General features: G+C 52.5%; 3 protein-coding genes. All 3 read right to left on the bottom strand.

Going from position 1 to position 5649, the window contains the following annotated elements; all coding sequences use genetic code 11:
* Positions 1-266: 266 nt before the first annotated feature.
* The 3 genes from purL to ACKI3C_RS07130 all read right to left on the bottom strand — a co-directional run bounded on the left by purL (position 267) and on the right by ACKI3C_RS07130 (position 5299).
* Positions 267-3965 carry a phosphoribosylformylglycinamidine synthase gene (gene purL / locus ACKI3C_RS07140; protein ID WP_407403496.1) on the bottom strand — a complete coding sequence of 1233 codons (3699 nt, stop codon included), beginning with the start codon at positions 3963-3965 and terminating at the stop codon, positions 267-269.
* Positions 3966-4158: 193 nt separating this feature from the next.
* On the bottom strand, positions 4159-4833 hold the full coding sequence (locus tag ACKI3C_RS07135) for a hypothetical protein (protein ID WP_407403494.1): 675 nt from the start codon (positions 4831-4833) through the stop codon (positions 4159-4161).
* A 52-nt stretch (positions 4834-4885) separates the two neighbouring features.
* Positions 4886-5299, bottom strand: a complete 414-nt coding sequence (locus ACKI3C_RS07130) for a hypothetical protein (RefSeq protein ID WP_407403492.1) — start codon at positions 5297-5299, stop codon at positions 4886-4888.
* Positions 5300-5649 lie beyond the last annotated feature (350 nt).

Genomic DNA, 5649 nt, shown 5'->3' with positions numbered 1-5649 from the left:
CCCGTGCCGCGACCAGCGAACCTCCCTTAAAATGGAGGACTCTGTCCTCAAAATGATAATACACTAGCTATGAGGTAATTCCATTTTGCTTGCAGAGCAAGCTATTTTCTAAACATAAAAATCATAATAAAAGTATTTTCTTTTTTTTACCGGACAACAATATTTTAGAAACTATAATAGGGAGCCGCTATCGACTCCCTATTATTTTGGTTACTCGGTTAAGTTCCTAAGCTCTTAAACTCTTAAACTCTTAAACTCTTAAACCTTTAAACTTTTAAACCTTTACGAGTGGTAATCCAGTTGCGGGCGTTGACGAAGGCTTCGATCCAGGGGGTTACTTCGTCTTGCTTGTGGCTCTGGGGATACCATGCGCACTGCCATGGGAAGATGGCGCGCTCTAGGTGGGGCATCATTGCCAGGTGACGGCCGTCGGCGCTTGCGATGCCGGCGATGCCACGAGGCGAACCGTTGGGATTGCCGGGATAGCTCTTGTAGCTGTATTGTGCCACGATGTTATACTTGTCGGCACCCTCGGGCAGGTTGAACTTACCCTCGCCGTGAGCCACCCAGATGCCCAGGCGGCTACCGCTCAGCGACTTGAACATCACAGAGTTGTTCTCGGGAATTGTCAGGTTCACGAATGCACTCTCAAACTTGTGCGAGTTGTTGTGGTCCATGTGGGGCTTGCTGCTGTACTCGGGGTTGAGCAGATTGAGTTCAATCATCACCTGGCAACCGTTGCATATACCCAGGCTCAACGTGTCCTCACGGGCATAGAAACGCTCCAGTGCCTTCTTGGCATTCTCGTTCCACACGAAACCGCTTGCCCAGCCCTTGGCGCTGCCCAGCACATCGCTGTTAGAGAATCCGCCGCAGAACACTATCATGTTCACGTCGTCAAGTGTCTCACGGCCGCTCATTAGGTCGGTCATGTGCACGTCCTTCACGTCGAAGCCTGCATAGTAGAGTGAGTAAGCCATCTCACGGTCGCCGTTCACGCCTTTCTCGCGTATGATAGCAGCCTTGATGCCTGTGCGCTCGTGTCGGCTGCCAGTGATGCCCAGGTCGGCTGCACGGCCGGTGAAGCCCTTGGGCAGACGCAGGCGCAGAGGTTGCTTCTTGTAGTTCTCGAAGCGGTCCTGTGCCCAGCGGCCACCGCTCTGTGCGCGGTCGAGCAGATAAGACGACTTGTACCACACGTCGCGCAGGTGGTCGATGAAGAACATATATTGCTCACCGTTGTGTTCCACGGTGACGGTGCGTTCGTTGTGAGGTTGGCCCATGTAGATAAACTTCACGCCAGCCTCGGCAAGGATGCGTTCAACGGCCTTTGCCTTGTTGCTTGCAACCTGGATCACGAGAGCGGGATTCTCGGCAAAGAGTACCTTCACGAGGTCGGTGCCCAGTGCGTCGAGGTTGAGTTCGAGGCCGCCGTTCACGTTGGCAAACGTCATCTCGAGCAGGGCTGTGATGAGACCACCTGCCGAGATGTCATGTGCTGCCAGCAGCAGACGCTCAACAACAAGGCGTTGCACGGCATTGAATGCCGATGCCACGAGTGCCGCGCTTGCCACTTGCGGAGCTTGGTCGCCAGTCTGGCCCAGTGCTTGTGCCAGTGCCGAGCCGCCCAGCTGCAGGTCGCTGCCGCTGAAGTCCACGTAGTAGAGGCCGCTCTTCACGTTCTGGAGCACGGGCGAAACTGTCTTTTTCACGTCGCTCACTTCGCCGGCTGCGCTGATGATTACTGTGCCGGGAGCAACTACTTTCTTCTTGCCATATTTCTGTGTCATCGACAAGCTGTCCTTGCCGGTGGGGATGTTGATGCCCAGTGCGCAAGCCATGTCGCTGCAAGCCTTCACTGCGCTATATAGGCGAGCATCCTCGCCCTCGTTGCGGCAGGGCCACATCCAGTTGGCGCTCAACGATACGCTCTTGAGACCGTCCTTGAGGTTGGCGCCCACGATGTTGGTGAGCGACTCTACGATTGAGAGCACCGAGCCCGCTGCGGGGTCGATGAGGGCTGCCTGGGGCGCATGGCCTATCGAGGTCGCGATACCAGCTGTGCCGGTGTAGTCGAGTGCCACCACGCCGCAGTCGCTCAAGGGCAGCTGAATCTCGCCCTGGCACTGCTGACGCGCGATGCGGCCGGTCACCGAGCGGTCAACCTTATTGGTGAGCCAGTCCTTGCATGCCACAGCCTCGAGCTGAAGCACGTCTTCCAGGTACTGGTCGATGAGTCGTTTGTCGGTCTTCACCGCCTTGTGCTTGCGTGGCACGGTCACGTCGGTCATCACCGTCTTGGGCGAACTGCCGAACATGTCCTTCATGCCCAGGTCGATGGGCTTGACGCCATCCTTCTGCTCAAAGACGAAGCGGTCGTCGCCTGTGGTCTCGCCCACGACATACATCGGGGCGCGCTCACGCTCGGCGATGCGTGCAATGTGGTCGATGTCCTTGGGCTCAACCACCATACCCATGCGCTCCTGCGACTCGTTGCCGATGATTTCCTTTGACGACAGCGTGGGGTCGCCCACGGGAAGCTGGCTCATGTCAATTCTACCGCCCGTTTCCTCCACGAGCTCGCTCAATGCATTGAGGTGGCCGCCTGCACCGTGGTCGTGGATCGACACGATGGGGTTCTCCTCGGCTTCGGCAAGGGCGCGTATCACGTTAGAGACACGCTTCTGCATCTCGGGGTTGGCACGCTGCACGGCGTTGAGCTCGATAGAGTTGTCATACTGGCCGGTATTGACGCTCGACACTGCGCCGCCGCCCATACCGATGCGGTAGTTGTCGCCACCCATGAGCACCACCTTCTCGCCAGCCACGGGATGACCCTTGAGGGCATCGCGCTTGCGGGCAAATCCCACGCCGCCGGCTAGCATGATCACTTTGTCGTAGGCATAGGGCACCTTGCCCTCGTTGTTCTCAAAGGTGAGCAACGAACCGCAGATGAGAGGCTGGCCATACTTGTTGCCGAAGTCGCTGGCGCCGTTGCTGGCCTTGATGAGAATCTCCTCGGGGGTCTGGTACAGCCAGGGGCGGGGAGGCATGGTGCACTGTTCCCACTTGCGCTCGGCCTCGGTGCGGGGATATGATGTCATATAGACCGCAGTACCTGCCAGGGGAAGGCTGGCACGTCCGCCGCCCAGCCGGTCGCGTATCTCGCCGCCGCTACCGGTCGCAGCGCCGTTGAAGGGCTCAACGGTGGTGGGGAAGTTGTGGGTCTCGGCCTTGAGCGAAATCACGCTCTCGATGTCCTTGACCTCAAAGTAGTCGGGGCCGTCGGCAGTTGCGGGGGCAAACTGCTCAATGGCAGGACCCTCCACAAATGCCACATTATCTTTATAGGCCGAGATGAGGCCGTTGGGGTTTTCCTGTGATGTCTTCTTGATGAGCTTGAACAGCGACATGGGCTTCTCTTCGCCGTCGATGATGAACGTGCCGTTGAAAATCTTGTGGCGGCAGTGCTCGCTGTTTACCTGTGAGAAACCGAACACCTCGCTGTCGGTGAGGGGACGGCCCAGTTTCTCGGCAAGACCCTTGAGGTAGTCCATCTCCTCGGGGTTGAGCGCAAGGCCTTCCTGCACGTTATACTCCTCGATGTTCTCGATGTAAACGATAGGGTCGGGCTCGTGTGTAATTGTGAACACATCCTCGTCGAGCGTGTGGTACACACGCTGCAGCATGCGGTCGTGCTCGGGCTCCTTGCCGCGGGCAACGGCAAACTCCTCTATACGAGAAATGCCGCTGATACTCATGTTCTGAGTAATCTCAACGGCATTCGTACTCCACGGAGTAATCATTTCACGGCGGGGGCCAACAAACGTGCCAGCCAGAGCCGAAGTTTCTACCAGAGTGCCCTGCAAGAGCCACTCCATCTTACTTGTCTCAGAGGGAGAAAGAGTGTGGTCGCTTTCGACCGCATAAACGGTTTTAGCGCCTTTTTTGAAGAATGTTATCATAAACCTTCGTTAGGAGTTGAAAATTTCTTTTGCAAAGGTACGAATTAATTAACGAAAACGAAAACGAAAACGAAAACTTTTTCATCTCCCACGAAGTCACAGAGCGCACCGAGAGTTTCAACCCTAGTGATTTTCCCTGTCGAACAACTGCATGAATATAGAAAAACTAGATAAAAAGAACCGTCCCTGTTATCTAAAATTTATAGCCGGCGCCTATATTGACGCCATGCATCTGTCTCTTTGATGGCAATTCCAGGGGTACATTATCAATTTTTACATTTCGCACCGAACTGTAAACGTCAAGATTGCTCCAGGTATATCCTGCCCAAATTGACCAATCACCGAGTTCTACGACCAGAGAGGTCCTTGAGTGGAAGAAACATGCTGTTGCACCATTATTTTTAGAATACATCACGTTGGGGTCAACATAAATCCCAGACATGTTGGGAACAGCAGTGTACTTTACATTTTTATTTGTGGGAATGGGTAGTGTGACGCCACAGTCTTCCTTGATCCTCAAACGAACCGAACCGTCATTTTTCTGCCATATCACGGGACTTTGCAGTTGCGCGCCGCATTTAAACAAAATTGCATCATGCAAGTCTTCTGTTTCCCACACCATGCCGTCATGAATAAATGATTTAGCGGTATTGCCAAAATCTCCTAAACCACTAAAACTTACACCGATTCCTGCATATTCGATAGGGAAATAATTGATGCCACACTCGATTTCCCAATCTATACTGTTATAAGATGCTACATCGAGTTTTGCCTGCCAGTGTTTTTGTCTTATTGGTTCACTGGCAAAACAAAATAAAGTGGATAGAAAAAGGACAAAAAGTATAGAGGTTCTGTAATCACATTTCATTGCTTTGCGATTGTTTTGGGTTTGACGTGCAAATACAAGTAAAAATCCTCCGTTATTTCAGGATGGGAGCCTTGCAGTAAGTGCAGGTGTCTTTGTCTAAGGTCACCACGTGCTGGCAAAACGAGCAACACGCGTGGGCATCGCCAGGGACCAACTTTTTCTCAAAGGGATTGGGGAACTGGGGCAAGTAGCGCACTTCATCACCAACCTTGAGAAAAGAATAAACCCCACCGTAACCTGTGCTTTTGTGGGTGTGCTTCTTTCCGCGTGTGTCACGAGTCACAATATAGTAAGTGGTCACAACCTTCTTGTGGTTATCGTCGTCGTAGTGTACCTTTGTTTTTTCTCTCTTCTCGATAACAGTACCGATGTAACTGCTCTGCATTTTCTGCTTAACCGTAGGCGCTATTCCGAAAATGAACATAATGAGCGAAATGCAAGGACCATACGTTAAAGCTTCACTCATCTCAATTTTGCTGGAAGACATGGCATAAGCGCAGAAACCCACAATCGGTGCCACCACTACAAAAACCAGCCAAATGTTTCTCCATCTTCTCTGTTTTGCCAGATATTTCTTCATTTCGGGCGAATCAACAATCAGCGAATACCGATTGGAATCTTTAGGTGTCATAGGCAATAATAATTTTAACTTAGTTCAACAATATTAATTAATTGATGATTCCGCTACAAAAAGTAGCATTCAAGTTAGACATTTCTGCTTCATCGAGAGTCAATCCCGAGTCGGCAGGTTAATTTGGGGTGATGCAAGATTTTCCATTTCGGATGGTCAAAGCATCGTATATGAGCTCTTACGAG

Origin of the sequence: Sodaliphilus sp. (genome assembly GCF_045598405.1) — a bacterium.
Classification (GTDB): Bacteria; Bacteroidota; Bacteroidia; order Bacteroidales; family Muribaculaceae; genus Sodaliphilus; species Sodaliphilus limicaballi.
The sequence above is the reverse complement of the archived record's forward strand: the minus strand, read 5'-3'. Positions and strand labels throughout refer to the sequence as shown.

What these genes read in the sequence shown, in the direction of transcription:
- purL (WP_407403496.1), bottom strand. Translation starts at nt 3,965, where the DNA reads ATGATAACATTCTTCAAAAAAGGCGCTAAAACCGTTTATGCGGTCGAA.
- ACKI3C_RS07135 (WP_407403494.1), bottom strand. Translation starts at nt 4,833, where the DNA reads ATGAAATGTGATTACAGAACCTCTATACTTTTTGTCCTTTTTCTATCC.
- ACKI3C_RS07130 (WP_407403492.1), bottom strand. Translation starts at nt 5,299, where the DNA reads ATGAGTGAAGCTTTAACGTATGGTCCTTGCATTTCGCTCATTATGTTC.